Below are 26660 nucleotides of genomic sequence, written 5' to 3'. Positions count from 1 at the left end.
GGCGGTGCCCGGAGCGGCGGGAGCACAGCGCGCCCACCGCCCCGGGAGCCCTACCGGTGTCGCGCGACAGCGACGGCACCGGGCCGGACCCCGCCGCCCCGGGCGAACCGGAAGCCGTTCCGGACCGTGGTCCCGGCCCCGGGGTCAGGCGACGGCCTCGCGGCAGACGTCGATGAAGGCCTGGACCCGGCGCACCGGCTTGCGCCCCGCGAGCCGCATGATCTCGATCCCCAGCCCCTCCGAGCGGATGTCCAGCTCCCGGGTGGCGTACGGCAGGTTCTCGTAGCTGCGCTCCAGCACGGTGCGCTGGGTGAGCAGGGCGTTGCCCAGGCCGCGGGCGACCAGGGCGCGCACCATCTCGAAGCTGCCGGTGCGGAAGCGCACGTTGGGGGTGAGCCCGGCCCGGTCGAACAGGCCGAGGAAGTAGTCGCCGCCGGGCGGCAGGTCGAAGAGGATCAGCGGCTCCGTGGCCAGGTCGGCCAGGGTCAGCTCCTCCTTCGCGCTCAGGGCCCCGTCCACCGGCACGAGCGCGTACGGCGGGTCGGACCGCAGCCACTGCGTGGCCACCCCGGTCGGGGGACGGACGGAGGCCAGCTCGTAGTGGTAGGTGACGGCCAGGTCGATGCGCGAGCCGAGCAGGTCGTCCAGCAGGGCGCCGTGGGCCGCCTCCACGAACGAGAGCCGCACCCGCGGGTACCTGCGCGAGAACTCCGCGATGACCTTGGGCAGCAGGATCGGCGCGATGGTCGCGTAGCAGCCGACCGTGAGGTCCCCCTCCACCTCCTCCCGCTCCCGGTGCGCCGACTCCCGCAGCTGTTCGAGGCTGGCCCGCACGTCGTCCGCCACCGCCAGGGCGTGCCGGCCCGACTCCGTGAGCCGCATCCCCCGGGGCGTGCGGACGAAGAGGGCGACCCCCAGCGCCGCCTCCAGGTCGGTGAGCGCCGTCGACACCGTCGACTGCGAGACGAACAGCTCCCGGGCCGCCGCCGTCACCGACCCCAGCCGCGCGATGGCCCTCAGGTACTCCAGCTGCCGCAGGCTCACGTCGCTCATCAGGGGGTTCCGTTCTCCGGGTATCGGTTTTTCCGAAGGGGAGCTTCGGATCTATGTGTTTTACAGATCGTACAGAGCGCCCCGATAGTGGTGACCCATGACACAGGCGGGTCGGACCCCGCGGCCCCCGGGCGCTCCCGGCGCCCCCGCGGACCTCGACCGCACACCCCGTGTGCGAGCGGCCTCCTGGTCATCGAAGGAACCTCCCGCGGCGGCGGGGCCGCCACGGCCCCCGGGCCCGGGGGAGGGCCAGGACCGCACCCCCAGGAGGACGGATGACGAGTGAGCTCTCGGAGCGGGTGGACCGCAAGGACCTGCGGAGGAGCGTGTTCGCCGGAGCGGTGGGCGTCTTCGTCCACTGGTTCGACTGGGCCGTCTACGCGTACCTGGCGACCACCATGGCGCAGGTGTTCTTCCCCGAACAGGACGGCACCACCGCGCTCCTCTCGGTCTTCGCCGTCTTCGCGGTGGCGTTCTTCGTGCGCCCGCTCGGATCGGTGCTCTTCGGCCACCTCGGCGACCGCTTCGGCCGCAAGGCCACCCTGTCGATCGTCATCATCTCGATGGCGGCGGGCACGCTCATGCTCGGCCTGCTGCCCGGCTACGACTCCGTCGGCATCCTCGCGCCGATCCTGCTCGTGGTCGCCCGCATCATCCAGGGGCTGGCCGCCGGCGGCGAGTTCGGCTCGGCCGCGGCCTTCCTCGCCGAGTTCTCCCCGCCCAAGCGCCGCGGGTTCGGCTGCTCCTGGATCGAGTTCGGATCGGTCGCCGGGTTCCTGTGCGCGTCGTTCGTGGTCTGGGCGCTGCACGCGGCCTTCCCCGCCGAGACCGTCCTGGACTGGGCGTGGCGGATCCCCTTCCTGCTCACGGTGCCCCTGGCCGCGGTCGGCCTCTACATCCGCCTGCGCATCGAGGACACCCCCGAGTACCGCGCCCTGGAGGACATGAACAACGTCCCCAGCCAGCCGGTCGTCGAGGTGTTCCGCTCCAACCGCAGGCAGTTCCTCCAGACGGTCGGCATCGAGACCTTCATGAACTCGACCTTCTACATCGTCCTCGTGTACCTGATCACCTACCAGGAGGAGATCGTCGGCATCCCCGCCGACCGGGCGGCCCTGCTCTCGGCCGCGGCGTCGGTGGTGGCCATGGGGGTCATCCCGCTCTCGGGCATCGTCTCCGACCGCGTGGGCCGCAAGCCCGTGCTCTACACCGCCGCCGCCCTGCTGGTCGTCGCCGCCGTCCCGCTGTTCCTGCTCATGCAGGCAGACGCCTCGTGGGCGGCGTTCGCCGCGACCTTCGGCCTGGCCGTGATCCTGGCGATCATCCTGGGCACGCACGCCTCCGCGGTGGCCGAGCTGTTCCCGACCCGGACCCGGCAGAGCGGCCTGTCGATGGCCTACAGCGTCGCCGGGGCGTTCTTCGCCGGCACGCTCCCGTACCTGATGACCTGGCTGATCTCGCTCACCGGCAGCTCCATGGTCCCCGCCTTCACCATGATCGTCATCGGCGTCATCGGCGCGGTCACGCTGCGCACCATGCCCGAGACCGCGGGCTCCAGCCTGCTGCACGAGAGCGACCGGGCCCCGCGCTGAACCGGCCACGGCCCGGACACCGGCAGGCCCCGCCCCGCGGACCCCCCTCGCGGACGGCCGCCGGACGGTCCGGAGAGAACACGCGGGGCGCGCCCGCCCCGCGACACCACACGCGTTGATCGAACCCCGGAGGTTCCGCATGTCAGTCGAAGAGATCGAGGTCGTCGTCGTGGGAGGGGGGCAGGCCGGGATCGCGATGAGCGAGCACCTCGGCGACCGCGCGGTGCCGCACGTGGTCCTGGAACGGCACCGCGTCGCCGAGCGCTGGCGCTCGGAGCGCTGGGACTCGCTGGTCACCAACGGCCCCGTCTGGCACGACCGCTTCCCCGGCCTCGAATTCCCCGGCCTGGCTCCCGAGGACTTCGCCACCAAGGACCAGGTGGCGGACTACCTGGCCGACTACGCCGAGAAGATCGGCGCGCCGATCCGGTGCGGGGTCGAGGTGACCTCCGTGCGCAGGCGCCCCGGCGGCCGGGGGTTCCGGGTCCGGACCTCGGACGGCGACATCCACGCCCGCTACGTCGTGGCCGCCACCGGCCCGTTCCAGCGGCCGGTCATCCCCCCGATCATCCCGGAGGGGGCCATCCCGCACCAGCTCCACTCCAGCGCCTACCGCAACCCCGACCAGCTGCCCGAGGGCGCCGTGCTCGTGGTCGGATCCGGCTCCTCGGGGGTGCAGATCGCCGACGAGCTCCGGGCCGCCGGCCGGCGGGTGTACCTCTCCGTCGGCCCGCACGACCGCCCGCCGCGCAGGTACCGCGGACACGACTTCGTCTGGTGGCTCGGCGTCCTCGGCAAGTGGGAGGCGGCGACCCCTCCCCAGGGCGCCGAACACGTCACCATCGCGGTCAGCGGCGCGCACGGCGGCCACACCGTGGACTTCCGCACCCTGGCCGCGCGCGGCATCACCCTGGTCGGCCGGACGGAGTCCTTCGACGCCGGGACCGTCCGCTTCGCCCCCGACCTGCGGGACAACATCGCCCGGGGCGACGAGAACCACCTGGCCCTGCTGGACGAGGCCGACGCCTACATCGAGCGCAACGGCCTCGACCTGCCCGAGGAGCCGCAGGCCCGGGAGCTGGGGGAGTACCCGGAGTCGGTGACCGACCCCGTCCTCGAACTCGACCTCGCCGCCGCCGGGATCACCACCGTCCTGTGGGCCACCGGCTTCACCGCCGACTACTCCTGGCTCCAGGTGGACGCCCTCGACGCCGACGGCAGGCCCCGGCACCAGCGCGGGGTCTCCTCCGAGCCCGGCGTCTACTTCATGGGGCTGCCGTGGCAGTCCCGCCGCGGTTCGAGCTTCATCTGGGGGGCCTGGCACGACGCGAGGTACGTGGCCGACCAGATCTCGATCCAGCGCGGCTACATGCGGCACCACGACGCGCGGCCGGACCCGCGACGGCGGCCGCAGTCGCAGTCGCAGCCGCCATCGGGTTCGCACACGAATCCGCGCCCGTTCCCGTCTCCGTCCCACGCCCAGGGGTGATCACACCATGACCACGCACACGCGCATCCGCAAGTTCAACACCAGGGACACCTACCCCGAGCAGAACCTGGACAACGACCTGTGCCAGGCGGTGGTGGCCGGAGGGGTCGTGTACCTGCGCGGCCAGATCGGCCAGGACCTGGACACCGGGGAGTCCGTCGGCGTCGGCGACGTCCGCGCGCAGACCGAGAGGGCCATGGCCAACATCGACCTCCTGCTCAGGGAGGCGGGCAGCGGACTCCAGGACATCGTCAAGGTGACGGTCTACCTCGTCGACCCGCGCTACCGCGAGGAGGTCTACCGCGAGATGGGGCGCTGGCTGAAGGGCGTCCACCCGGTCTCCACCGGCATCGTCGTCCAGGCCCTGGCCCGGCCCGAGTGGCTGGTGGAGATCGACGCGACCGCCGTGATCTCGGGAGGCGGGGCATGACCTTCTCCATCGCGGCCCACCAGGACGGCAGGTTCGGCATCGCCGTGTCCTCGTCCTCCCCGGCCGTCGCCGCGCGCGTCGTCCACCTGCGCGACCGCGTCGGCGCGGTCGCCTCCCAGAACATCACCGACCCGAGGCTGGGGACAGCACTGCTGGACCGGCTCGCCGCGGGGGAGGGGGCGCGGGAGGCGCTCGACTCCGTGGTCGGCGGCGAACCGAACGCCGCGTACCGGCAGCTCACCGTGGTGGACGCCTCCGGTGCGGCGGCCGCGTTCAGCGGCGGGCACACCCTCGGCGTCCACGGCGAGGCCATCGGGCCGCACTGCGCCGCCGCCGGGAACATGCTCGCCGACCCCGGCGTCCCCGCGGCCATGTGCGCCGCCTTCGGCGAGGCCGGGGGAGAGCTGGAGGAGCGCCTGCTCGCCGCCCTCGCCGCGGGCCTGGCCGCCGGCGGCGAGGCGGGACCGGTGTACTCGGCGGGGCTGTCCACCGTGTCGGCGAACGGCTGGCGGGACACCGACCTGCGCGTGGACTGGCAGGAGGACCCGGTGGGGGCGCTGGGCGGGCTGCTCGGCGTCTGGCTGCCGCAGCGCGACGACTACGTCCGGCGCGGCCTGGACCCGGCCGCCGCACCGGGATACGGGGTGCCCGGCGATGACCGCTGAACCGGGGGCTGTGGGTGGGGGCGGGGGTGCCTCCGGTGGGTCCGAAGCCACCGGCGTTTCCGGCGAGACCGGTGTCCCGACCGTCTCACGTGTACCGGGCATCGCAGACGGCTCCGGAGCCCCTGGCGTCCCCGGCGGGACCGGTGTTCCAGGTGCCCCGGATATCTCAGGCAGCGCCGGTGACTCCGGCGCCTCTGATATCCCCGGTGCCGCCGACCACTCCGGTCCCCCACCGGACGCGACCGGACACCTCGACCGGCTGATCGCCTACTCCGAGACGTTGCACGCCCACCCCGAGACCGCCTGGGAGGAGCACCGCGCCGCGCGGTGGACGGCGGAGCTGCTGGAGGAGTTCGGCTTCGCCGTCCGGACCTCCTACCTCGGCTTCCCCACGGCGCTGCACGCCTCCTACGGCTCCGGGCGGCGCCGGGTCGGCTTCATCGTCGAGTACGACGCGCTGCCCAGCCTGGGCCACGCCTGCGGACACAACCTGATCGCCGCCATGTCGGCGGGTGCGGCGATCGCGCTGCGGCCGTGGGTCGAACGGCTCGACCTGCGCGTGGACGTCATCGCCACGCCGGCCGAGGAGGGTGGCGGCGGCAAGATCGAGATGCTCGACGCCGGCGCCTTCCGGGACCTGGACCTGGCGCTGATGGCCCACCCCGCGCCGGTCGACGCCCCGCGGGCCGAGCCCTACGCGGTCGCCCACGACCACGTCCGCTTCACGGGCCGGGCGGCGCACGCCGCCGCCTACCCGCACGAGGGCCGCAACGCCAACGACGCGTTCGTCGTCGCCCAGGTCGCCCTGGGCCTGCTGCGCCAGCAGCTCCCGCCGGGCACCCGCGTCCACGGGATCCAGACGGTGGGAGGCCAGGCGCCCAACGCCATCCCCGAGGTGACCGAGGGGCGCTGGTACACCCGCGCCGAGACCCTGGCCGAACTGGAGCCGTTGCGCGGCCGGGTGCGGCGCTGCTTCGAGGCGGGGGCGCTGGCGACGGACACGGCGCTGGAGTTCACCCCGGAGTCGCAGCCCTACTCCGAGTTCCGCACGGACGAGCGCGCGCTGGAGATCTACACGCGCCACGCCCGCGCGCTCGGGCGGCGGCTGGACGCCCCGGCGGAGCAGCAGACGATGAACCGGGCCTCGACCGACATGGGCAACGTGTCCCGGCACGTGCCGGCCATCCACCCCTACATCGGCCTGGGGTGCTTCCCGGTGAGCAACCACCAGCCCGGGTTCGCCGCCGCCTGCGTGGGGGAGGCCGCGAACCGGGTCATCGCGGACGGCGCCACCCTGCTCGCCCGCACGGCCCACGAGTACTTCGGCCCGCCGACCGACCCCCCGCCCGGCCGCGTTCCCGCCCCGGCCTGAGCCCCGCGAGCGCGCTGTGCCCGCCCCGCCCCGGGGCGGGCACAGCGCCACCGGCCGGGGTCACGGCGGTTCCCAGAAGCAGGTGAGAGGCATGTGACCTGCTCCAATTCGTCAACCGGGGATGTGGGGCGACCGAGTACGGTGCCGTCGTCCTGGGCGCATCCAAGCCACAGACCGGGCTCTCCTCCAGGGCTCATCTGACGCCTTGCATCGAGTGCTTGTTCGTAAGCCTTGTTCGCTGGCTGTGGGTCGGGCTTGAGGTTGCGGACGTGCCTTATTGAAATTTAAGAGTGCCTGGCTTGGAAGGTTGGTAGCAGCGTTGTTCGAGGTCGCTGCGCCAGGTGGCTGCTCGGTTCTCGAGTTGCTTGGGGATCTCTGAAGAGGGCTTGTGCGAACCGAGTGGGACTGAGTACTCTGATGTCCGTTTTGAGGCGTCTATTGCACTCTGTGCATGAACCGTCTCTCGGCACAATCGAAGACAGGCACATCCCCCATGCGTCGTTCCCTGACCTGCGCGACAGCTGTCATCACTGCCGCGACCCTGGCGTTGTCCCTGCTCACAGCCCCCCAAGCGCTAGCAGACGAGGACGATGCGCCGCTCACCTCCGAGGCCCGCGCTGAGCAGGAGGCCTCGGAGTTGGCGGTGGAGACAGGAGAGCCCGTCCTCGTCGAGGAACTGCTGCAAGAGCGCCGGGACGTGGTCGCCAACCCCGATGGCACCTTCACCGCCACCGAATACGTGCAACCCGTCCGTGTCCACCAGGGCGGTGACTGGGTGGATACCGATCCCACCCTCGGCGAGCGCTCCGATGGCCGGTTGAGCCCGGAAGCCTCCACCATCGGACTGTCGCTGTCCAATGGCGGTGACGGCCCCCTGGCCACTTTGACCCGTGCCGGCAGGGAACTGGAGCTCGATTGGCCCACCGCTTTGCCCGAACCCACCGTGGACGGAGCCACCGCCACCTACCCACAGGTCCTTCCCGGGGTCGACCTGGTCGTCAGGGCGAGCGTGGACGGGTTCTCCCAGGTGCTCGTGGTCCAGGACGCCGAAGCGGCCGCTCAACCCGAGATCACCGAATTGCAAATGGGTCTGGCCGCCGATGGCCTGCAGGTCCAGACCACGGACCATGGCGGACTCGAAGCGACAGACACAACTGCCGGGGGCGCGGTCTTCGAAGCCCCCACCCCGCTGATGTGGGACTCGGGAAACACCGGAGAGGACGGTACTCCCACCGCCCGGTCGGCCCAGCCGACGGAGACCGCTCTGGACCTCACCGAAGGCCCCCTGGAGTCTTCCAGGATCGCCGAGATCGAGGTCACCACGGATGCTGACACCCTGACCTTGATTCCTGACGCGGACCTGCTGCGGGCCGAGGACACCAACTACCCGGTCTACATCGACCCGGTCTGGAAGACCTCCACCACGTCGGCGTGGGCCATGATCTCCAGTGGTTACGGTTCGCGTTCCTACTGGAAGTTCTCAGGCGCGGATAATGAGGGTGTGGGGCGTTGCCCTCAACTTGCCGGTGACCCCTACTACTGCAACAACACAGGGATCAAACGCCTCTTCTACCGCATCCCCACCAGTGCCTACGCTGACAAACAGATCCTGTCCGCAGAATTCGCCGTCACCCTGCGCCACATCTACGACTCCACCGCCCGAGACGTCCGCCTGTACCGGACCGGCGGGATCACCTCCTCCACCAACTGGTCCAACCAGCCCTCGTGGACTCAGTCCCTGGACACGAAGAGCCCCACCACCCCGGCCGGGAGTTGTACCCGTACCAACCAGAACGTGCGGTTCGACGCTAAAGCCGCGGTCGAATGGGCGGCTTCCGGGAGCCACTCAACCACCACGTTCGGCCTTCGCGCCGTCAACGAGGACAGCTACACGCACTGGAAGCGCTTCTGCGACAACGCCCAACTAGAGGTCAACTACAACACCCTGCCCAACCAACCCCGGCAGAGCGAGCTCCAATTGGAGCCGGGCGGCGCGTGCGTCTATGGCACTCAGCGTCCCTACGTCGACGAGCCTCCGCGGGTCTCGGCTTACCTGCGCGACCCAGACCACAGCACCAGCGCGGCCGAACAGGTCCGTGCCCAGTTCCGTCTCTTCTGGACCGACTCAGCCGGCCAGGCCCAGGAACGCACCTACACGACTTCCTACAAGGCCGCGAACTCGCGCTTCTACTACCAGGTCCCCGACGACATTCCACAGAACACCACGTTGGGATGGATCGTCCGGGCCCATGACGGGCACGCCTGGAGTCCTTGGAGCTGGGACGGAGATCAGACCCGTTGCGAGTTCGTTTACGACTCAACAGTTCCTGACGAGCCGACGGTCTCATCAACCGAGTATCCGAACGATGACCAATGGCATGCTGGTGTCGGCGATACGGGGTATTTTAACCTCAAATCCTTCTCTGAGGATGTGGCTTACTTTCGGTGGGGGATGAATGAATATCCCTCGCCTGAGAACCAGGTGAGTGCCACAAGGAATACTTCTGGTGGCGATACTTGGATGTCCGGAAGGATCACCTGGCTTCCTGAGAGGGAAGGTCCTCACAGTCTTTACGTGGAGTCGGTGGATTCTGCGGGAAATGTCTCGTCCAGGTCGTCATACCTGTTCCTGGTGGATTCAGGGCGTCCTGAAGTGTCTCATTGGCCTCTCGGAGGTGAGAGTTCATCGGGTCTGACGGAAGACATCTCTGGCGGGCATCACTCGGTAATTGGAGATTCGGTTTCTTTTGAGTCAGGCGGGCCGAGTGGTTCAAACGTCCACACGGCTCTGCTGGGTGGAGATGCTGATTCCTATATAGAGCCTCCTGCTTCTTTGAAGCCAACTTTCAGCTCTTTCCATTCTTTCTCTGGGTGGGTTCGTCTAGACGATGTCGGGCGAGATCAGGTCGTTCTTTCCAGCTTCGGTGATGCCGAGAGCCCGGAGGGTGATCCTCTTTATCGAGAATTTCGCCTTTACTACTCTGCGAGCAGTAAAAAATGGATTCTCAGTTACGATTATAGGGAGCGGAGGGTCTGTAAATCCTGCCCTGAAAAATATGTCCTCGAAGACAAAAATTTCTCTGTCTCGGGGGGCAGTGCCCAAGAGGGGCAGTGGGTCCACTTGGCTTACGTTGCCCTGCCTGGAGTGAACTTGTGGAAGCCGGCGTCCGGGTTTTCCGGTATGAGGCTTTATGTTAACGGCCAGATGGTCGGCGAGGAAATTTTTTCTTCACCGAAGCCTCCGCAGGTGGTCGGTAGTTTTCAATTCGGTCGCCAGTATCAGAGATCGAATGGCGGCAGGGAATACGGTTCATATTTCAGTGGCTCTATGTATGATTTCAGGGTTTTTGATCGCCTTCTGTCTTCAGGTGAGGTTGAAGGGCTTGTCGGGCTCCCAGTGAATCGGCAGGCATATTGGAACTTCACGGATTCTGAGGAAGGCATTTCTCCTGAGAATTCTGGTGGTCCTCCCATGTCTCTGAAGCAAGGGGCTCAAATTTTCACGGGTGATCCGTTCTTTGAGCCTGCCTTGGTTGGTGAGGGTCATATCCAGCTGGCTGATGGTGGATACGCCGAAAGTCTGGGAGGTGTTGCCGCGACGGATGCCAGTTTCACTCTGAGTATGCGTGCACGTTTGGCCTCGGCCGCACCTGAGCAGGACATGTCGGTCCTATCCCAATCCGGTCAGACGCAGAGTGCTTTTGACGTCCGCTATTCGGCCCAGGCTGATCGATGGCAACTGGTGTTGCCTCATTCCGATGAGAGCGATTCTGTTGAAACCCGGGTGATCAACGAACTGTTCACTCCCAGTTCTGAACAGAGTGGTGACCATCTGGCGGTCGTTTACGACGCCTTCCGGCAGGAGGCCCGTTTCTACGTCAACGGCCAGTTGTCGCAGACCTCCACGGTTAGACACTCTGCAACGTGGGCTTCTAGCGGCCCTCTCAGCGTTGGGCGCTCTCTCACTGACGGCCAGTGGGGTTCGGCGTTCTCTGGAGCCATCGACGACGTCCGGGTTTACCGCGGAGCCGCCGATGCGTCGCTCATCGCCCGATTGGCGTCGCTGACCGAGCAGCCCGACCTGTGAGCCACCACGGTGGGGCGTCCCGTACATGGGACGCCCCACCGGGCCCTTAACAACCTGCCGACTCGCCCCCGCTTCGTGTCCCCCGCCGAGGAGTCCTCCATGTCCAGCCGCCAATGGTCCTGGCGCAAGTTCAAATGGGCGCTTCTGACCGTCACTTCCACCGTGTTGGTCTTCGCCCTCATCGCCTCCCTGCTGGGCATCATCCCCGGACTCCCCTCCTGGTGGCGGGACAAGGCCCCTGAACTCCAAGACCTGGGCGACCCCGTCGAAGGCGTCGCCCAAGAGGTCCTGCCCACTGAGCCCGGACAGGAACAGGACGCTGCGGTCACCGAACCCGGGCAGGTCGACTGGCCCACCGCTGACAGCGGCGTCGTTCCCATCACTGCCCACGGCCAGGACACCGATCCCGTCGAAATCGGAGGCCTGACCCTGTGGGCGACCTCACCCTCTGAGGAAACCGGGCAGCTCCGGGTCGACCTGCTGGACGAGCAGGCCGCCCAGGACAACAGCGTGCACGGACTCATGCTGAAGGTCACCACCGTTGACGGACAGACCGACCCGGGCCAGGTCGAGCTGACCGTTGACTACAGCGGTATCGAGAACGCCTACGGTGGCAACTACGGCGCTCGCCTGCGACTGGTCGACCTTGGCGACGACGCTGTGCGGGCACAGTCGACCAACGACATCTCCGCGCGCACACTGACCGCCATGATCGCCCCCGGAGCGGCCACCTCGGCCGATGACCGCAAGACCCCCGAAACCGGAGCCCCGAGAGAGCCGGCAGGGCCGTCGGCCGTGTTCCTGGCCTTGGAAGCCGATCCCTTCTCCTGGGAGGGCGACTACACCGCTACCGAACTGTCCCCGTCATCCGAGTGGAACGTGGCCCTGTCATCCGGAGCCTTCACCTGGAACTACGGGCTGGAGCTGCCCCCGGTTCCCGGTGGCCTGTCCCCGAAGATCGCCCTGGGCTACTCCTCGCAGACCGTGGACGGCCGTACCTCGGCCACCAACAACCAGGGCTCGTGGATCGGTGAGGGTTTCACCTACGAGGGCGGCTACATCGAACGCCGCTACGCCACCTGCGACGACGATGGTGAAAGCGACAAGTTCGACCAGTGCTGGGCTACCGACAACGCCACGCTGGTCCTCAACGGACAGTCCACCGAACTGGTTCGCGATGACGACACCGGCGAGTGGAAGCCCCGCATCGACGACGGATCGCGCATCGAGCGTCTAACAGGAGCCACCAACGGCGACAACAACGGCGAGTACTGGCGGGTCACCAACGTCGACGGTGTCCAGTACACCTTCGGCCTCAGCCGCCTTCCCGGTTGGGCGTCCGGGGACCCGGTCACCGACTCGGTGTGGACCGTCCCGGTCTTCGGAAACGACAGTGGCGAACCCTGCCACAAGACCGACCTCTCCGAAGCATGGTGTCAGCAGGGGTGGCGGTGGAACCTAGACCACGTCGAGGACCCGCACGGCAACATCCTCACTTACCACTACGCCAAGGAGACAAATCACTACGCGCTCGACGGCGATCTGGATACGGCCGGAACCGAGTACGTGCGTGGCGGCTATCTTGAGCGCATCGACTACGGCCAGCGCCAAGGCGAAGCCTACGACACCCAGGCTCCGGCCCAGGTTGTTTTCACCACTGCCGAACGCTGCCTGAAGACCGACGATTTCGCCTGCGACCCCGCCGACCTGGACGCGGATACCGCCAAGCACTGGCCCGACATCCCCTACGACCTGCACTGCGCTGAAGGCGACGAGTGCGACCGCACCCAGACCTCACCTTCCTTCTGGACGCAGAAGCGCCTCAGCGGTATCCACACCCAGATCCTCACCGACGACGGCTACTCCAAGGTCGACTCCTGGGATCTCGAGCACCTGTTCACCGACAACGGTGACGGCTCCAGAACCCTCTGGCTCTCGGAACTGACCCGCACCGGCCACGTCGGTGGTACCCAGGCCCTGCCTCCGATCCGGTTCACCGGTATCCAACTGCCCAACCGTATCCGGGAAACCGGGGACCAGATCTCCGCCCTGGTCCGGTTCCGCATGTCCAACATCTACACCGAGACCGGCGGACAGATCACTGTTAACTACTCCGGCAGCCAGTGCACCCCTGACCAGCTGCCGAGGGAAGGAGAGAGCACCGACCGGTGCTACCCGGTGATCTGGAATCCACCCGGCTTCGAGGACCCGGTCACCGACTGGTTCCACAAGTACGTCGTCAGCGAACTCATCCTCACTGACCGCACGGGTGGAGCCGAGGAGCAAGTCACCCGCTACGACTACCAGGGCGATGCCGCTTGGCGTCACGCCGAACCGGACGGCATCACCCCCGAGGAGTACCTGACCTGGAGCCAGTGGCGAGGCTATGAGACTGTGCGGGTCAGCCGCGGCAACGGCCAAGAGATGCCGGTGGTAACCGAGCACACCTTCCTGCGCGGCATGCACGGCGACGAACACCCCGACGGGGGGACTCGCACGGTTTCGGTCACCGACTCCACTGGAGGTGAGCACACCGATCGCGATGAATTCTCCGGCAGTGAGCTGGAGACCACTACCTACAACGGCGAGGAGATCGTCAATCGGACGATCTACGAGCCCTGGTACCGGCATACCGCTACTCAGACCGAGGACTGGGGCACCCTCCACGCCAGTCTCGTCAGGACCGAAACCCAGCGGACCCTGGTGGAACTCGCCTCCGGAGGCGCTCGGGAAAGTCGCACCACCACGACCTACGATGCCCTCGGACGCCCCTCTACGATCGAGGAGAGCGGAGATGTCGCGCTCGATGGCGACGAACGGTGCACTTCCCAAACCTATGCTGACAACACCGCCAAGCACCTTCTCAACTTTCCCGTCAGGGAACTCATGGTCGCCGGAGCATGCGAATCGACCACACTCACTGCTGACACGGCTCTGACGGACACGCGCACCTTCTATGACGGTCAGGGCTTTGGACAGGCCCCGACCAAGGGCGACATCACCCGGACTGAAAACCTCACCGGGTTCGAAAACGGATCCCCGGTCTATTCGCTGATCGAGGCAACCGAGCACGATGATTACGGCCGTATCATCAAGGTGACCCACCCTGGCGGTATCGTGGCGCGACGCGTCACCCGTACCGATGTCAACGGATTGCCCTCGCACTATCAGGTGGAAAACGCCCTGGGCCACACCATCGATGTGCACTACGACCCGCACCGCGGCAATCACCTCTGGGAACAGGATGCCAACGGCCGCAAAGTCGAGGCTGCTTATGATCCCTTGGGTAGGCGGACCGAGATCTGGCATCCCGATCGGGATCGGTCCCGCGGGCAGTCACCCAGTCTGCGCTTCGAATACCTGTTCACCGAGAATTCCCCGGTTGCGATCAAGGGGGAAGAGCTCCAAAACGACGGAGGCTACGAAGTCTCCTACACCCTCATGGACGGGTTCCTGAGGCAACGCCAGATCCAGAAAACCGGCACCGACGGCGGACGCCTGGTCACCGACGCGTTCTACAACAGCCTTGGCGAAAAGCGCCTGGAAAACGACACCTACTACGCGCTCGGAGCCCCGTCTCCAGAGGTGCTCTCTGTCCGCAACGGCGACGTCAACGGCCAGAACCTCTACCTTTACGACGGTGCCGGCCGTGTCAGCGACGAGATCCGCAGAGTCGCAGGCGAAGAGGTCTGGCGAACCACCTACGCCTACGGCGGTGACCGTACCCTGGTCACACCCCCAGACGGGGGCACCCCGTCCACCACGATCGTCGATGTCCGCGACAACCCGGTCGAGAAGATCCAGCACCCGGGTGGAGGTGAAGAAGACCTCACCACCCGCTACACCTACACCCTGCGCAACGAACTGGCCACGGTCACCGCCCCCAACGGAGCCCGGTGGACCAACGAATACGACTACCGCGGCAACATCACCGCCCAAAGCGATCCCGACTCCGGCGAAATCGCTATGGAGTACGACGAACGTGGCCTGCTCACCAGTACTGTGGATGCTCGCGGAGTGCGTCTGACCCACCTCTATGACGAACTAGAACGCCAGACCTCCCTCATCGAAGGCGACGCCGAAACCGGCACCCCTCTGGTCACCTGGCAGTACGACACCCGCCTCAAGGGCCACCTGTTCATGGAGACACGCCACCACGACGGGCGCGAATACCGCATGGCCGTCACAGAGCAGGACAAGATGTACCGGCCGACCAAGACCGTCATCGGTATCCCCAACGGTCACGGCGCACTCTCGGGCAACTACACCTTCACCACGTCCTACAACCAGGACGGCACCGTCCGCGACATCGGCTATCCAGCAATCGGTGACCTGCCAGCCGAAGCGGTCACGGTCGGCTACGACGAACTCCAGCGCCCCATCACCTTGACCGGGCTCGACACCTACATCACCCGCACCGACTACGCCCAGACCGGTGAACTCCTCCAAGTAGAGCTCACCACCGGCCAGGGGCCGACATCGTGGATCACCTACGAACACGAAAAGGGCACCCAACGCCTCCTCGGTAGCCGGATCGACCGCCAGGGCCAGAACCCGATCACTGACCACCGGTACACCTACAACGATGCTGGCAACATCCTCAGCCTTGCCAACGCTCCCACTGGCAGTACTCCTGAGGTGCAGTGCTTCGACTATGACGGCCTGAGCCGCCTTATCCAGGCATGGACCACCCCCGGCACCGGTCATGCCTCCTGCGAAGGCGAACCCTCGTCCACCACGGTGGGCGGGCCCGCACCGTACTGGACCTCCTACACCTACGACCAAGCGGGCAATCGCCTCCAAGAGATCGGACACCCGATCGGCCAAACCGCTGGAACACTGCGCGAGTACACCTACCCCACGGTGGAAAAAGGGCAGCCGCACACCCTGACCTCGGTCACCGAGACCGCTTCCACCGGGCAGACTCTTTTCGCCTACGACTATGACGAAGCGGGCAACACCACACAACGCATCGAAGCCGCGGACGAGTACACCTTCACCTGGAACGCCGAAGGACGCCTGGCAGCCGCGCAAAGCCCCTCAGGGGAAACCTCGTTCATCTACTCCTCCCAGAACGAGAAGCTGATCAAGAACTCCCCCGGGGAGAGCACCCTCTACCTGCCGGGTACAGAAGTCCGTCTGGACACCCTGACCGGACAGGTATCAGCCACCCGCTACTACGACCAAGGCGGAACCCGGGTCGCCATGCGCGACACCGATGGCGTCACCTTCCTCGGCAACGACCACCACGGCACAGCGAACACTGCCATCACCGCGGCCACCGACCAGAACCGCACCCGCCGATTCACCCCCTTCGGCTCCCAACGCGGAGACGAAGAGCCCTGGCCCGACGACAAGGGCTTCCTTGGCAAAACCGTCGACGAGGCACTCGGGATCATCCATGTCGGAGCCCGAGAATACGATCCCGTGACCGGGCGCTTCCTCTCCGACGATCCAGTTCTGGATTTCGAGGACTCACAGCAGATCAATGGATACGCCTACGCCAACAACACCCCGGTTGTTGCCTCCGACCCCAGTGGTCTGATGCTCGCCGGATGCCACTGCTCTTCGGGGACGGTTCCACACGGCGGCGGAACCTCATCCAATCAGGGCGGCAGTGGATCTGGCGGATCTGGTCCGGTCAGTCCTCCTACGTGGATCTACGGAAATTACGGTGGTGCTTATATCAGTACAGTTGCTGACTATCAAATAACGCACAATCAGTTCACTCTGTTCATGTCGGCTTTCACGGAGACAGACTCGGGCATTGTTTTGACTGGTGGTGGTTTTGCCACCCAAACGGATGATCCCTATCGAGCGGGTTTCCTTCTTGCGCAGATGCATGGATATGATTCAGGGAGAATTCCCCCTGAAGAGCGTATCGACACCATCATTCTAACTGAACTTCTCATGGTGGCGCATGGAATCGACATCAATTCTGAGGATTTCAAGGCTGGGTATGAAGCGCACTTTCTTATATCGGAAGTTTCCGATATTGGATACCTGCCTCACGGTGGTTTGACTGCTGGTTCCGGGGCTATGGGTATGGCGGCCCGTAGCCTGACGAACAGGGCCGGATGCGGAAACAGTTTTGTCGAGGGTACTCACGTTCTTTTGGCGGATGGAACATATAAGCCGATCGAAGCCCTCGGCCTTGGCGATGAAGTTATTGCGGCGGACCCGCTCACTGGAGAGCAAGGCGCCAAGCCTGTAGTCGCCACGATCATTGGTGAGGGCGTTAAGACTCTGGTTGAGATCACTGTGGACACCACCACGCAGGTCGACACCGACACCCTGGATGAGGGTGATCTGCCCGATGTGCCATTCCGTCCTGGGCCAACGGTACTGGGCGATGCGATCGTCGCAACTGATGGCCACCCCTTCTGGGTTCCCTTGCTGGGTGAGTGGGTCTACGCCGATGACCTGGTTCCGGGGATGTGGTTCCTGTCCTCTGAGGACAGTCTGGTCCAAGTCACAGGAACCCGAATCTGGACAGAGCCAGAACGAGTTTATAACCTCACTGTCCAGGGACTCCACACATACTATGTCAGTGTAGGTGGAGTTGCTGTTCTCGTTCATAACGACAACAGCCCTATTGATCTGAGTGGGAAAAGCTACACCGCTTGGAGTAGTGGCCCTTATAGAATTGATATTGAAGGGTCGCCCAGTGGAGTTCAGATGCATTTTCAGGTAAAGCTTCCCGGGGTTAAGTCTAGCGAAGCTCCGAAATACCACTATAATCCTGACACTGGGGAGTTTGAAGGTATGCCAAATAGTGTAAAAAGAGATCTCAGGAGGAATCATTCAAGCTATCAGAGGGGTTTTGTTAAAAGTGTTTCGGCATTTGATAGGGCAGTCCTGGGTACGCCCCGTTGCTAGGAGGTACAATGAAGAGATCTCGTTGCTGAGGAGATAATTGCGCTTCCCTCGGGAAGTATTAAAAATTCGACTTTAGCATTTCTCGCTTGGATTGTCGAATTTGAATGCCTTTCTGGGGTGGCAGGGGGAGTGTGCTTTGTTTTCGATCAGTCCCGGTGTTGAGTCTCTTCTGGGGGGAGGATTTATAAGTGATCTGCGGAGTGGGGACTTTCCAGAAGATTTTTCCGACGTCGTAGTCGATGGCTGGGTCCTGGAAGATGGTTCTGCCCTGCTCTCGAAGTTTAAAAGATTCTACTTTGGATCTAGGTCCTCGTTTCCTGGTCCAGGTGAGTATGAGTTGGCTGTTAATGGTAGGGGTATCCCAGATGAGGACATAGACACGAGCGGTATAGAAGGAGTCGCGGAACTCCTTAAGAGAGGGGCTGCTTTTGCTTGGGAGGTTCTTTATCGGGCCAATCTTCAAATTCCAGAGCGCAGGGTCGTTTCTAGAGTGTCTGTGGCTCCGATAATTGGGGATCCGGGCATGTTTTCCGGATATGTGACTTTCTTTTCTTTTGATTACATGGAGAATTTGGGAATGAATTTTCGAGAAAATCGCGACGATTGGCGGATTTATATTTCCTCGGAGGAATGCTCTTTTCCTTTGTCTGATTAGTTTTCAGCTTTGACTGGTGATTCCTGGAAGTTGGTGGCACGCTCTGTGGCCACTAGATATCGAGGTCTCTCGAGGTGTGCGCAAGGAGAAAGAGGCGGGCCTGTACGCCGATGGCAAGAATGATGTGAACGGCTGAGGGTGCACGGGGCCGAGCGCGCTGTCGGCAAGGCTGGGTCATTCTCGGTGATCGGTGGCCGGTGCTCTGTTCACTGCGATTGACCACGTTCGGCAGACAGGTGGGTGCCCCATAGGGTTATTGGATCGTGTAGGGCGCAGGGCTCTGTCCTGGCAGGCCCAGGAACACTGAGGCTTTTTCGTCCTAAAAGTGCAGGTTATGGGCCCGTGCCGGTTTGCCCGAGCCTTCGGGGTAGCAAGAAGTCCTTGGTAGCTGGGTTAACAGCCACGAAAATCTGCTGCCCCAAGGGCTCTGCATGCTGTTCTACCGCTCCGCGTTACCGTTATCACGCCGCCCCCTGAGCCTGGTCGCACGTGCCATCCGCACCCACCGTGCCAGGACCGGGCCCTGGTGGCGCTTCCTGGATCTGGCTGTCCAGGTCCTGCCCGTGCTGGTCCACCTTTACAAGGGCCAACCATTCACCTACCTCGCAGACGGCTTCGGAGTCGGCACCACAACTGCGGAGGTACGTGCGCGGGACCATCCGCCTGCTCGCCGAATAGGCTCCCGCTCTGGAGCAGGGATTGCACCGCGTCTGCCGCAAGGGTTGGGGGTACGTGGTCGTCGACGGCACGCTGGTCGCCTGCGACCGCGTCGCGGCTGGCTGGCCCTTCTGTTCCGGCGAATACTGGCAGTGCGGCATGAGTATCTAGGTCGTGGCCGCACCCGATAGCGAACCGCTGTGAGCATCCTGGTCGCTGTCCGGTACGGGGCATGACACCACGGCCACTCAGGTATGGAAGATCGCCGAGCGCCTCGAGGCCGCCAGGCCGATCGGGCTGGCGGCAAGGGATACAGTCGGGCTCTCTGACGGGGTGTTCTGCCGTTCAAGGAGCACGGCAAGCCACAGTGGAAGAAGGACGCCAACTCCGCCCACACCAAGCTTTGCTTGCTGGGCGAGCGCCCGACCCGAACAGTGAAAGACCCTGCGCCGCCTACCCTGCTGCCGACAACGTCCAGGGGGATATCACTTGCGTGGTGCTGGTCCTTCATCTCCGAGCAGCAAGATGAAAAGGGCTCGGCGTTTCCGGTCTGTGAGGTTCAAGGCCGGAGACGAGGCGGGGCTGGTGAGGTTGTGCTCCGCGCTGCGCTGGTTCGCCGGTGACGCCTATGCGGAGCAGCCGGAGTGAACCCCGCTCCGTCGGCGGTGGATCACCGGAATTCCCTGAGTGCGGTCATACAGGTGTGTTGGAAGCAGACGACCGGCGGCGCCGGTCGCGGTGCGCGACCGGCCTGGTGAGTACGCAGGCCCTCAACGGGGGGACCTGCCAGGGACCGAACCTGTCGACCAGGGCGGGAAGGACCCGAAGGTTCACCTGATCGCCGGCCGGCCCGCCCCGTTCACGGCGACCCCGGGGACCGTACCCGCGACGATCAGGTCCTGCGATCCCTGGCGGTGGAGACCCCGACGATCCGTTTCCGTCGTGGTCCCGCGGGCACGGACCGGCCGAACTGCATGATGACAGGGGCTGCGACCGCGCGAGCGGGGTGTCGCGCCGCCCGCTCCCGGCCTTCGCCGGCGTCGCGCGCGCTCTGGTCTGCCAGCGCCCGCCCACCGGAGGGGATGAGCCCTGGGGTGTGCGTTCGGGATCGGGAACCGGTCGCGGGGTTCCCGGCGGGTGGCCCGGTGGAGAGGTGCTCCACCGGGTTCGGTCGACAGGAGCCGGTGGGCTTCGCCTCCCGGCGTCGCGGCTAGCGGAACCCGGCGGGGAGGGTCATGAGGTCGATCCCCCACAGCAACGGCAGCATGAACAGCACCCCGGCGACGATGAGGGCGAGGGCGATGACGTTCAGCCAGAACCCGGACCTGACCATCTCCATGATCTTCACCCTGCCGGTGCCGAACATGATCGCGTTCGGAGGGGTGCCCACCGGGAGCATGAACGCGCAGTTCGCGGCCATCGCGCAGGGGACCATCAACGCGTACGGGTGGATGCCCAGGGAGACCGCGAGGGCCGCCATGACCGGGAGGATCATCGTCGCCGTCGCGGCGTTCGAGGTGATCTCCGTCAGGAACAGCACGAGCGCGGTGGCGATGACGATGGTCAGGATCACGTCGACCCCGTCGAGCACGCGCAGCTGCTCGCCGATCCACGCGGAGAGGCCGGTGTCGACGAACCCCGCGGCGATGGCCAGCCCGCCGCCGAACAGCAGGAGGATCCCCCAGGGGATCTTCTTGGAGTCCTCCCACCGGAGGATCCTCTTCTCCCCGGCGCTGCGGGTCGGCAGGGTGAACAGGACCACCGTGGCGATGATCGCGATCACCCCGTCGCTGATCCCGGGAAGGAGGTCCTCCCAGAGGAACGACCGGGTCACCCACATGAACGCCGTTCCGAGGAAGACGCAGAGCACGACCTTCTCCTCGGTGGACATCCGGCCGAGGGACCTGCGCTCCTCCCGGATGATCTCCCTGCCGCCGGGAAGCTGCTTGAACCGGACCCTGAGCTTGACGCCCGTCAGGTAGAACCACGCCAGGGCCAGTAGGAGGACGGCGGTCGGGACCCCGAACACCATCCACCCGCCGAACGAGATGCTCTCGCCGAAGAGCTCCCCGACGGTCGCCGAGAGAACGGCGAGCGGCGGGGTCCCGATCAGCGTTCCGAGGCCGCCGATGGTGGCCGCGTATCCGATGCCGAAGACGATGGACTTCTCGAACCTGGGCAGGTCGTCGGCGAACTCCCCTCCCCGCAGCGAACGGGCGGCCTGGTACACGACCGCCAGTCCGACGGGGATCATCATCATGGTGGCGGCCGTGTTGGAGACCCACATCGACAGGAAGCCCGTCGCGACCATGAAGCCGAGGACGATGCGGCGTGGACTCGTCCCGATCGCCGCGACGATCGAGAGGGCGATGCGCTGGTGGAGGTTCCATTTCTCCATAGCGATCGCGAGCGAGAACCCTCCGAGGAAGAGGAAGATGATGTCGTTGCCGTACGCCGCGACCACGGTATCGCCGTCCAGCGCGCCGGTCAGCGGCAGGAGTACGACCGGAAGCAGGGACGTGACCGGGATGGGGATCGCCTCGGTGATCCACCAGGTCGCGACCCACAGGGTGGTGGCGAGGACCGCCAGCCCCGCCGGTGAGAGCCCTTCGGGTTCGAAGAACAGGAGTGTCACCACGAACAGCAGCGGGCCGAGCACCAGCCCGGTGACGCGTGCGGGCGTGTAGCCGGGGCCGGGGCCGCCGGGCTCCGCGACCGGCCCCGTGGTCTCGGAGCCCTCATGTGCGGCGGATCCGCCGCCGGAGGCCGCCGACTCCGCCCGTGGCGGTTTCCCGCGCTCGGAGAACATCAGGAGCCCTTTGATCTCCCGGTGGGACGCCCACAGGCTCTCCCACAGGGGGTACGGGTACGAGGTTGCCATTGCTGCACCTTCTCTGCTCTTCGGCCCGGCGCGGACCGCGGCGAAGAGACGGGTTCGGGGGGTGAGCGGATCGTCCCCGGCCGTGTTCGGGAACAGGGCCGAGGGGGCTCCGCGGGGAGGTAGGGGACCGTCGCCGGTCGTGGCACCGGCTCCGTCGGCGGCGCCCGTGGTCCGGGCGGTCGTTCGCGCCGCCTCGGAGGCGCGGTGCGCGGTGTCGGAGACGGCGGCTCCCGTGTGCGCGACCGTCGCGGGAGCCGCCGGTCCCGGACGGTCAGCCGTGCAGGTCGCGGAGGACCTTGTAGAACTCCGCCTTGCCCTCGAGGCCGATGCCCGGGAGGTCGCCCGGCGCCACGCGGCCACGGGTGACCACCGCGTCGTCGGTGAAGCCGCCCGTGGGCTGGAACTCTCCGGGGTAGGACTCGTTGCCGCCGAGCTTGAGGGCCGCGGCGATGTGCAGTGAGAACTGGTGCCCGCCGTGCGGGATGCACCGGCGGGAGGACCAGCCGTGCAGGGCGAGCATGTCCAGGATCCGGCGGTACTCCGTCAGGCCGTAGCTCAGCGCCGGGTCGACCTGGATGAAGTCGCGGTCGGGGCGCATCCCGCCGTAGCGGATCAGGTTCCGGGCGTCCTGGAGGGAGAACAGGTTCTCTCCGGTCGCGATGGGGTTGCGGTAGTTCTCCGACAGCGTCGCGTTCAGCGCGTAGTCCAGCGGGTCGCCGACCTCCTCGTACCAGAAGAGGCCGTACCGGTCGATGGCCCGGCCGTACTCCAGGGCGGTCCGCAGGTCGAACTTGCCGTTGACGTCCACCATCAGCCGGGACCCGTCGCCGTCCAGGACGTCGATGACCGCCTCGATGCGCCTGAGGTCCTCGGCCAGGTCGGCGCCGCCGACCTTCATCTTGACGATCTCGTACCCGGCGTCGAGGAAGCCCCGCATCTCGTCCCGGAGGTCCTCCAGGGTCTTGCCGGGCGCGTAGTAGCCGCCGGCGGCGTAGACGAAGACGTCCTCGTCCGGGGCGCCGTCGCCGTAGTGGTCGGAGATCCACCGGTACAGCGGCACTCCGGCGGCCTTGGCGGCGAGGTCGTGCAGCGCCATGTCCACCACACCGACGGCGACGGAGCGTTCGCCGTGGCCGCCGGGCTTCTCGTTGCGCATCATGACGTCCCACGCCTTGGCGGGGGAGAGGTCGCCGTTCGCGTCCAGCAGCTCTTCCGGCGCGGCGTTCCGCAGCCGCGGCAGCATCCGCTCGCTCAGGATGGCGGTGGCGTTGTACCGGCCGTTGGAGTTGAAGCCGTAGCCCACCAGGGGCCTGCCGTCGACCACCACGTCGCTGACCAGGGCCAGGATCGTGCAGTCCATCTTGCTGAAGTCGATGTACGCGTTGCGCATCGACGAACTGATCGGGATGGTTCCCACGTGGGCGGAAACGATTCGCATGGGTCTCTTCCTGCGGAAAGGGATCTTATAAGTCTCTTATAAGTTATGCGGGACCCTATACTGGCCGGGGTGGGGCCACAAGCCCATGAGGGAAAATCTTGTGAGAGAGGTCACGATGACCGGCGCGAACGTCTTCTCCAGCAAGGGCGGGCTGGCCTATACCGAGCTGCGCCGCCGCATCACCTCGGGCGAGCTCGCCCCGGGGTCACGCCTGTCGCAGTACGAGCTGGCGGAGGAGATGGGGATGAGCATCACCCCCCTGCGCGAGGCGATCAGGCGACTGGCCAGCGAGGACTGGGTCGTGATGGACACCCACCGGGACGTGCGCGTGGCGGCCATGAGCGCCTCCGAGGCGCGCGAGCTGCTGGAGGCCCGCTTCTCGCTGGAACCCTCCGCCACCGAGCTCGCCGCGCTGCGCCGGACGGAACGGGAGATCGCCGCGATGAGGGCGGCGGCCGACGCGCTCCTGCCGGTCACCCGCACCTGGGGCGAGGAGGCCATCGCGGCGCACAGGGCCTTCCACCGGGCGATCTACACCGCCTCCCACAACAACGTGATGATCCGGCTCCTGGACGACCTGTGGGACAAGGCCGACCGGTACCGGCGGATCGGCCTGGAACTGCCCGCGGGGGCCGAACCGCGCACCATCGACCTGAACCAGCACCACGAGATCCTGGAGCTCGTCGTCATCGGCGACGGCGCCGCCGCGGCCGGACTGGTGCGCTCCCACATCCTCAACAGCCTCGGCGCCATGGTCACGGACACCCTCGAAGGCAGGGAGCACGCCGCGTACCACCCGATCGCCGGGCACTAGGCCGAGCGCACCACGGCCCGGGCGGCCGGGGGGCGGGGCCGCCCGTCGTGGTCAGGGCGGGGTCGGAAGCCAGGCGTCCGTGCGGCGGTGGCGGCCGAGCCCGGCCGCGTCGAACTCGTCGAAGTGGTCGCCCCTGGCGACGCCGAGCCTCCGGAGCGCCTGGGAGATCGGGCTGCCGGCCGGTGGGGCCGGTTCGCCCTCGGCGGTGTGCAGGGGGCCGAGGACCACCTCGCCGCGGTCCCACACCTGCGCGGACTGCGTTCCGGTCCCGCCGAAGAAGTCCGCCTCGACGTAGGCCACCGGGCCGTGCGCCGAGCACGCCGCCGACCTGTCGCCGAGCCCGGCGGGCGCCTTCCAGAACCCGTCGAGGCCCGGGGCCCCGGCGACGGTGAGCGCGTCGAACAGCGCGTCGGTCATCGGCAGCAGCGACAGGCCCTGGCCGAGGGGCACGATGGGCGCCTGTCGGACGGGGCCGGTCAGCTCACGGAGCACCGCCCGGTCGGCGATGACTGCTTCCAGCTGATACACGCCCCCCATTGTCGTCCGGCCCAGAGGGGTGGGGGAGGGCGGGGCACCCGTTCGGGGTCAGGGGGTGGGGTGGTGGGGCCAGTGGAGGCGGGCGCCGCCGTGGGCGGCGGGGGCGGCGCCGACCGGGCGCAGGTCCGGGACGCGGTCCAGGTGGCGGGTGGCGGGGGAGAGGTGGGAGCCGACCACCAGCGTGTGCGCGCCCGAGGCCAGGCCGGCGAGGATGCCCGCCTCCGCGTCCTCCAGCACCAGGCAGCGGTCCGGGGCGACGCCCAGGCGCGCGGCCGCGGCCACGTAGCCGGACGGGTCGGGCTTGCCCGCGGCCACGTCCTCGGCGGCCACGAGCACCTCGGACACGGGGAGGCCCGCGGCGAGCAGGCGCGCCTCGGCCAGCGGCCGGGAGGCGGAGGTCACGACGGCCGTACGGACGCCGCGCAGCAGTTCCAGCAGGCGGCGCGCCCCGGGGATTTCCGTGATGCCGTCGGTGCGCGTGGTCTCCTCCCGCTCGATCTCCTCGGCCACCGCGTCCACGTCGTGCTCCGGCGGCAGGAAGCGGAGCAGCGTGTCCTTGGTCTGGCGGCCGTGCGAGTACGCGAGCACGTCGGCGAGCACGACGCCGTGGCGGGCGGCGAAGCGGGCCCACACGTCCTCCACCACCGCGGTGGAGTCCACGAGGGTGCCGTCCATGTCGAACAGCACCGCCTCGACCTCGACCGTGGTGCGGCCGGCCTGGTCCGTGCTCATCGGGCCTCCTCGCGGTAGTTTTACTCGGAGCCCGAGTATATTTCCCGAGCGGAAGGACCACCAGTCGTGACCGGAGACCGGATGTCCCGTTCGGCGCGCCTGCGGTGGTCCACCGCCTCGGAGCTGCTGCGGCTGGTGTACGCCGAACCCGGGATCACCCGCACCGCGGCCTGCGAGCGGCTGGCCCTGGCCAGCGGCGCGGCCGCCGAGCTGATCGAACGGCTGCGCGCCGCCCGCCTGCTGGCCGAGCACCGCGCCGGGCGGGGCGGGCCCGGCCGCCCGACCACCGTGTTGGGCGCCCACCCGCGGGGTCCGCTCGCGGCCGTCGTGGACCTGCGCGCCGCCGGGTGGCGGGTGCTCCTGGGCGACCTCGCCGGCACCGTGACCGAGGCCGCCGCGGGCACCTACGGCGACCGGGAGCCCGCGGACTTCCTTCCGGAGGTCGCCGGGGCGGTGGGCGCCGCGGCGCGCCGCGAGCACGGCCGGGTCGGGGCGGTCGTCGCCGCGGTCGCGGGCGCCGTGAGCGGGACCCGGCTGCTGCAGTTCTCCACCCGCGGCTGGCACGAGGCCGACCTGGGCGTCCTGGAGGGCGGCACCGGCGTACCGCTGCTGGTGGGCAACGACGCGACGCTCGGCGGCATCGCGGAGGCGCGCGGGGGCGCCGCCCGCGGCGCGCGCGCCGCGCTGCACCTCCTGGTCGCGGTCGGCGTCGGGGGCGCGCTGCTGGTGGACGGCCGCCCGGTGACGGGGGCGCGCGGGGCGGGCGGCGAGTACGGGCACCTGCCGCTGGGCGATCCCGACCTGGCCTGCCCCTGCGGGGCGCGGGGCTGCTGGGACCTCATGGTCGACGGCCGCGCCCTGGCCCGCCACCGGGGCGACCCGGCCCCCGGGGACCCGTTCGCCTACGGGCGGGAGGTACTGGAGGCCGTCCGCTCGGGGAGGGCGACGGACCGGGACCGACGGGCGGTCGAGCGCACCGCGCGGGCGCTCGGGGCGGGGATCGCGGGCCTGGTCAACCTGCACGACCCCGACGCGGTCACCCTCGCGGGCCTGGCGCCCGGCCTGCGGGCCGCGGCCCCGGACGCCTTCGCCGACGCCTACCGCGGCGGCCTCATGGCGCTCCACCGCGCCGCCCCGCCGCCCGTGGCCGACGCGGTCCACGGCTCCGACGGTCCGGTGCGGGGCGCCCTCGCCCTGGGCTTCGACGAGATCACCGGACCGGCGGCGCTGGCCCGCTGGAGTGCGCACAGAGCCCCTTGACCGCCCCTTCGGTGCGGTGCGGGATGAAGCGCGGATCATCGCCTTTGGCGGTGGCGCCGGCGCCGCTGTCGGCGGTCGCCTTCCGCCTGCCGGCCGGCTGCGCAACGGGCTGGACCCGC

At 67.2% G+C, this 26660-nt stretch carries 15 protein-coding genes; 10 read left to right on the top strand and 5 right to left on the bottom strand.

Annotated elements, in window-relative coordinates; genetic code table 11:
- Positions 1 to 144: 144 nt before the first annotated feature.
- A complete protein-coding gene (locus ACFVNO_RS21450; protein WP_378895128.1) occupies positions 145 to 1053 on the bottom strand; it encodes a LysR family transcriptional regulator in 909 nt (302 codons plus the stop codon).
- A gap of 275 nt (positions 1054 to 1328) precedes the next feature.
- Between ACFVNO_RS21450 and ACFVNO_RS21445 the strand changes: the two genes are divergently transcribed.
- From ACFVNO_RS21445 to ACFVNO_RS21410, 8 genes are all read left to right on the top strand, one after another.
- A complete protein-coding gene (locus ACFVNO_RS21445) occupies positions 1329 to 2645 on the top strand; it encodes an MFS transporter (RefSeq protein ID WP_378895125.1) in 1317 nt (438 codons plus the stop codon).
- A 139-nt stretch (positions 2646 to 2784) separates the two neighbouring features.
- Positions 2785 to 4134 carry a flavin-containing monooxygenase gene (locus tag ACFVNO_RS21440; RefSeq protein ID WP_378895122.1) on the top strand — a complete coding sequence of 450 codons (1350 nt, stop codon included), beginning with the start codon at positions 2785 to 2787 and terminating at the stop codon, positions 4132 to 4134.
- A gap of 7 nt (positions 4135 to 4141) precedes the next feature.
- Positions 4142 to 4564 (top strand): RidA family protein, encoded by a 423-nt coding sequence (locus ACFVNO_RS21435; RefSeq protein ID WP_378895115.1) that lies wholly within the window; start codon positions 4142 to 4144, stop codon positions 4562 to 4564.
- Positions 4561 to 5229 carry a DUF1028 domain-containing protein gene (locus ACFVNO_RS21430; protein WP_378895112.1) on the top strand — a complete coding sequence of 223 codons (669 nt, stop codon included), beginning with the start codon at positions 4561 to 4563 and terminating at the stop codon, positions 5227 to 5229. The genes ACFVNO_RS21435 and ACFVNO_RS21430 overlap by 4 nt, the downstream gene beginning before the upstream one ends.
- A gap of 199 nt (positions 5230 to 5428) precedes the next feature.
- A complete protein-coding gene (locus tag ACFVNO_RS21425) occupies positions 5429 to 6601 on the top strand; it encodes a M20 family metallopeptidase (protein WP_378895431.1) in 1173 nt (390 codons plus the stop codon).
- A 493-nt stretch (positions 6602 to 7094) separates the two neighbouring features.
- A complete protein-coding gene (locus ACFVNO_RS21420) occupies positions 7095 to 10688 on the top strand; it encodes a LamG-like jellyroll fold domain-containing protein (RefSeq protein ID WP_378895109.1) in 3594 nt (1197 codons plus the stop codon).
- A 99-nt stretch (positions 10689 to 10787) separates the two neighbouring features.
- Positions 10788 to 17567, top strand: coding sequence for an RHS repeat-associated core domain-containing protein (locus ACFVNO_RS21415; RefSeq protein ID WP_378895106.1), 6780 nt, complete (start codon positions 10788 to 10790; stop codon positions 17565 to 17567).
- Positions 17568 to 17703: 136 nt separating this feature from the next.
- Complete coding sequence (locus tag ACFVNO_RS21410; RefSeq protein WP_378895103.1) at positions 17704 to 18222, top strand: hypothetical protein; 519 nt, start codon at positions 17704 to 17706, stop codon at positions 18220 to 18222.
- 1867 nt (positions 18223 to 20089) lie between these two features.
- On the opposite strand, the gene ACFVNO_RS21405 is transcribed toward ACFVNO_RS21410, so the two are convergent.
- Together ACFVNO_RS21405 and ACFVNO_RS21400 are read right to left on the bottom strand one after the other, a co-directional pair.
- Positions 20090 to 21760 carry an SLC13 family permease gene (locus tag ACFVNO_RS21405; RefSeq protein WP_378895100.1) on the bottom strand — a complete coding sequence of 557 codons (1671 nt, stop codon included), beginning with the start codon at positions 21758 to 21760 and terminating at the stop codon, positions 20090 to 20092.
- A gap of 271 nt (positions 21761 to 22031) precedes the next feature.
- Positions 22032 to 23198 (bottom strand): mandelate racemase/muconate lactonizing enzyme family protein, encoded by a 1167-nt coding sequence (locus ACFVNO_RS21400; RefSeq protein ID WP_378895097.1) that lies wholly within the window; start codon positions 23196 to 23198, stop codon positions 22032 to 22034.
- 115 nt (positions 23199 to 23313) lie between these two features.
- Between ACFVNO_RS21400 and ACFVNO_RS21395 the strand changes: the two genes are divergently transcribed.
- Positions 23314 to 24012 (top strand): GntR family transcriptional regulator, encoded by a 699-nt coding sequence (locus tag ACFVNO_RS21395; protein WP_220561716.1) that lies wholly within the window; start codon positions 23314 to 23316, stop codon positions 24010 to 24012.
- 51 nt (positions 24013 to 24063) lie between these two features.
- Here ACFVNO_RS21395 and ACFVNO_RS21390 read toward each other — a convergent pair whose 3' ends face one another.
- On the bottom strand, positions 24064 to 24540 hold the full coding sequence (locus ACFVNO_RS21390; protein ID WP_378895093.1) for a hypothetical protein: 477 nt from the start codon (positions 24538 to 24540) through the stop codon (positions 24064 to 24066).
- Positions 24541 to 24597: 57 nt separating this feature from the next.
- Positions 24598 to 25281, bottom strand: coding sequence for an HAD-IA family hydrolase (locus ACFVNO_RS21385; protein ID WP_378895090.1), 684 nt, complete (start codon positions 25279 to 25281; stop codon positions 24598 to 24600).
- A 66-nt stretch (positions 25282 to 25347) separates the two neighbouring features.
- Between ACFVNO_RS21385 and ACFVNO_RS21380 the strand changes: the two genes are divergently transcribed.
- Positions 25348 to 26541: an ROK family protein gene (locus tag ACFVNO_RS21380; RefSeq protein WP_378895087.1), complete on the top strand. Its 1194-nt coding sequence runs from the start codon at positions 25348 to 25350 to the stop codon at positions 26539 to 26541.
- Positions 26542 to 26660 lie beyond the last annotated feature (119 nt).

The organism is Nocardiopsis sp. NPDC057823 (assembly GCF_042797335.1).
Classification (GTDB): Bacteria; Actinomycetota; Actinomycetes; order Streptosporangiales; family Streptosporangiaceae; genus Nocardiopsis; species Nocardiopsis changdeensis.
The sequence above is the reverse complement of the archived record's forward strand: the minus strand, read 5'-3'. Positions and strand labels throughout refer to the sequence as shown.

What these genes read in the sequence shown, in the direction of transcription:
- ACFVNO_RS21395 (WP_220561716.1), top strand. Translation starts at nt 23,314, where the DNA reads ATGACCGGCGCGAACGTCTTCTCCAGCAAGGGCGGGCTGGCCTATACC.
- ACFVNO_RS21435 (WP_378895115.1), top strand. Translation starts at nt 4,142, where the DNA reads ATGACCACGCACACGCGCATCCGCAAGTTCAACACCAGGGACACCTAC.
- ACFVNO_RS21450 (WP_378895128.1), bottom strand. Translation starts at nt 1,053, where the DNA reads ATGAGCGACGTGAGCCTGCGGCAGCTGGAGTACCTGAGGGCCATCGCG.
- ACFVNO_RS21420 (WP_378895109.1), top strand. Translation starts at nt 7,095, where the DNA reads ATGCGTCGTTCCCTGACCTGCGCGACAGCTGTCATCACTGCCGCGACC.
- ACFVNO_RS21430 (WP_378895112.1), top strand. Translation starts at nt 4,561, where the DNA reads ATGACCTTCTCCATCGCGGCCCACCAGGACGGCAGGTTCGGCATCGCC.
- ACFVNO_RS21405 (WP_378895100.1), bottom strand. Translation starts at nt 21,760, where the DNA reads ATGGCAACCTCGTACCCGTACCCCCTGTGGGAGAGCCTGTGGGCGTCC.
- ACFVNO_RS21415 (WP_378895106.1), top strand. Translation starts at nt 10,788, where the DNA reads ATGTCCAGCCGCCAATGGTCCTGGCGCAAGTTCAAATGGGCGCTTCTG.
- ACFVNO_RS21400 (WP_378895097.1), bottom strand. Translation starts at nt 23,198, where the DNA reads ATGCGAATCGTTTCCGCCCACGTGGGAACCATCCCGATCAGTTCGTCG.
- ACFVNO_RS21385 (WP_378895090.1), bottom strand. Translation starts at nt 25,281, where the DNA reads ATGAGCACGGACCAGGCCGGCCGCACCACGGTCGAGGTCGAGGCGGTG.
- ACFVNO_RS21445 (WP_378895125.1), top strand. Translation starts at nt 1,329, where the DNA reads ATGACGAGTGAGCTCTCGGAGCGGGTGGACCGCAAGGACCTGCGGAGG.
- ACFVNO_RS21440 (WP_378895122.1), top strand. Translation starts at nt 2,785, where the DNA reads ATGTCAGTCGAAGAGATCGAGGTCGTCGTCGTGGGAGGGGGGCAGGCC.